At 58.3% G+C, this 2739-nt stretch carries 4 protein-coding genes; all 4 read left to right on the top strand.

The genetic code is table 11. The features are described from left to right. On the top strand, nt 1-225 hold a 225-nt coding region (gene traL, locus IAE50_RS25500; RefSeq protein WP_200581671.1), incomplete at its 5' end, for a type IV conjugative transfer system protein TraL. A 10-nt stretch (nt 226-235) separates the two neighbouring features. After that, complete coding sequence (locus tag IAE50_RS25505; RefSeq protein ID WP_234467353.1) at nt 236-808, top strand: TraE/TraK family type IV conjugative transfer system protein; 573 nt, start codon at nt 236-238, stop codon at nt 806-808. A gap of 13 nt (nt 809-821) precedes the next feature. Continuing rightward, nucleotides 822-1562 carry a type-F conjugative transfer system secretin TraK gene (gene traK, locus IAE50_RS25510; protein ID WP_200581673.1) on the top strand — a complete coding sequence of 247 codons (741 nt, stop codon included), beginning with the start codon at nt 822-824 and terminating at the stop codon, nt 1560-1562. Then, nucleotides 1559-2739, top strand: a 1181-nt coding sequence (locus IAE50_RS25515) for a TrbI/VirB10 family protein (RefSeq protein ID WP_200581674.1), incomplete at its 3' end; no start/stop codon positions are given. The genes traK and IAE50_RS25515, both read left to right, overlap by 4 nt.

Here is a 2739-nt window from a genome sequence, read left to right on the forward strand (position 1 = left end):
GAACTCCTCGTTATTGCTCCCCTGACCTTACTGGGTATCGTCTGCAATATGTCGACCGCCCTGGGGATAGTTTCGGGCGTGCTGTGGTTGATTGTCAGGTATCTGAAAAAAGGGCAGGGCTCGTTCTGGTTACTGAATTTCTGTTACTGGTACCTGCCCACCTTTATTTTCAGGGTGACCTTCCGGTCTATTCCTGACTCAGGTTTCCGTCACTGGAGGGCGTGAATAAGTGAAAATGGATATCAAGCGAAGCCGGGATAAATACCTGCGACTCGCCTTTATCGGGATGGGCAGTTTCGCTGTGTTATGTACCACAGCAACGATTCTGAGCAGCGCTCTTGCGTGGCACTTTTACAGCACACAAAGAACCATCACCACGCCCATGTCTTACAACCAGCCTTTCAGCTCCGATGCCTCATCTGCCGATACCGCAGGCATGAATATGTTCGCCACGTCATTCCTGTATCTCAGGCTGAACGTCAGCCCCGAGAACATCGACAGCCAGCAAAAGATGCTGCTCAACTACGTGCCCGCACAGAGCCGCGACGCACTGAAAAAAGCGCTCGATGTGGAAGCTGACCGCATTAAAAAAGGAGGCCTCACCTGGCGTTACGATGTCCGCGCGCTGCGCATGGTCAGTCCCGGCGTGATTGACGCAGACGTCGTACTCCACCCCTCAACCACCAACGGCAATATCACCACCGAACTGAAGGAGCAGGCACGCACTTACCGGCTCCGGATGCGTTATGAGAACGGCATCATCAACCTCGATGAAATGTCCGAACTCATGCCGGTCACCACTAACTGAATCAGGACTGCCCATGAAAAAACGTTTTTCACCGGCAGCTGCTGCTGTGTTAATGGCAACGGTCATGTTCACAGGCGGCCTTCGGGCCGCCACCGGACCCGTCGCCATACCGTTTGAGAATGACGCATCATTCAGCGTTAACCTCAGTAACACCAACCCCAACAAAATCATTATTGACGGGGAACTGGTGACCAGCATCAGCGGGCCTACAGGTGCCTACGACCAGGACCACACTGCCGATGGCGCATTATTGCTCTCGCCACTCGTCGGCCAGAATTTCACGGTATTCATCCAGACTGCCGGCGGCACGGCGCTGAGCCTCAACGTCACACCGAAACCCGGTACGGGTAAGACACTGCATTTCACCCCGCTCAGCGCACCAAAAATCGCCAATGACGATGCTAAAGCGTGGGAAGAAGGGCAGAGCTACGAAAAAACTCTCGTCAGCCTCTCCCGTACCATCGCCCTCGGCGATGTACCGGAAGGATATAAAGCGTTACCCGTCAGCCGCATGCCGGCCTATAACCCGGCCGTCACCGTCAGGCTGACCCCGGAGCAACAGTTCACCGGCTCCCACCTTCGCGTTGTGAGGTTTCGCATGACAAACCCCGGCGTGGTCACCACGCAGCTGCGCGAGCGTGACTTCTGGCGCAAGGGCGTCCGGGCCGTGATGCTGTCGCAGAATCAGCTTTACGCGAACGGGGAAGGGTATGTGTGGGTGGTGTTCTCGTATGACGGAGAGCCGCGCGCATGAACCTGAATGTGAAAACCCGCCGCACACAGCTCGCCATCCTCATCGGCGTCCTGGCCGCTGCCGGCGTCACCACTGCCCTGGTGCTGACCTTCGGCACCGAAGATAACAAAGCACAGCAGGCGCAGAACGCGCCCGCGCCCAACATGACCGGCGTCGTCACCGCCACCTTTGACGAGCAGGTCAACCAGTCCGCGATGGCACAACAGCAGGCCAGAACGTCCGCGCTCGAAGCGCAGCTGGCCCAGCTCTCGCAGTCATTCGAACAGAGCAAAACCACTTTCAGCCAGCAACTGCAGAAGAAGGACGCGGAAATCCAGCGCCTCAGCGAGCAGATGCAGACGAAGCCGGGTGCCACCGGCAGCAACGAACAACCCTCCGGACAGCAAACACCACCTGCTGCCGCAGACGGCACACCACTGCCGGGTCCCGTTGCTGCCGGTCAGGCCAGACTCCCCCAGTACACTGTAACCCCTGCGACAGGCATACCGGCCGCCACCGGTCCCGCCAGTACGCAGGGCGCCGGATTCTATCCGGGCGGCAGTGGTAATCGCATGAGCGGGGGAATGCAGAAAACGTCATTCAGTTACGAAAGCCTGAAAAAGAAAGCCACAAAGCTGCCCTGGATATCGTCCGGCTCCTTCTCGGAAGCCGTGCTGATTGAAGGTGTTGACGCCAACGCCAGCGTCACCGGTCAGCAGGACTCCAGACCGGTGACCATCCGCCTGCTGGGCAAAACCACCATGCCGAACAACAAACAGTACGACCTGAACGGCTGCTTTATCGTGGGTGAGGCATGGGGGGATATCTCCAGTGAGCGCGGCAACGTGCGGACACGCTCCATCGCCTGCAACCTGAAAAACGGTAAGGATATCGACATGGAATTCGAAGGCCATGTCAGCTGGCAGGGCAAGTATGGCATCAAGGGCACACCCGTCATGCGTAACGGCAAAATCATCGGGTATGCCGGCGCGGCCGGGTTCCTGTCAGGGATTGGCGAGGGCGTCAAGTCAGCTGCCACGCCATCTGTCGGACTGGGGGCAACCGCGAGCGTCAGCGCCGGGGATGTGTTAGGGCAGGGGCTGGGTGGCGGGGGCAGCAAAGCAGCTGAAACGCTGAGCCAGTACTGGATTAAGCGCGCCGAGCAGTATCACCCCATCATCGATATCGGGGCGGGTAA

It is taken from the genome of Kosakonia sp. S42, assembly GCF_016624785.1.
Lineage (GTDB): Bacteria > Pseudomonadota > Gammaproteobacteria > Enterobacterales > Enterobacteriaceae > Kosakonia > Kosakonia cowanii.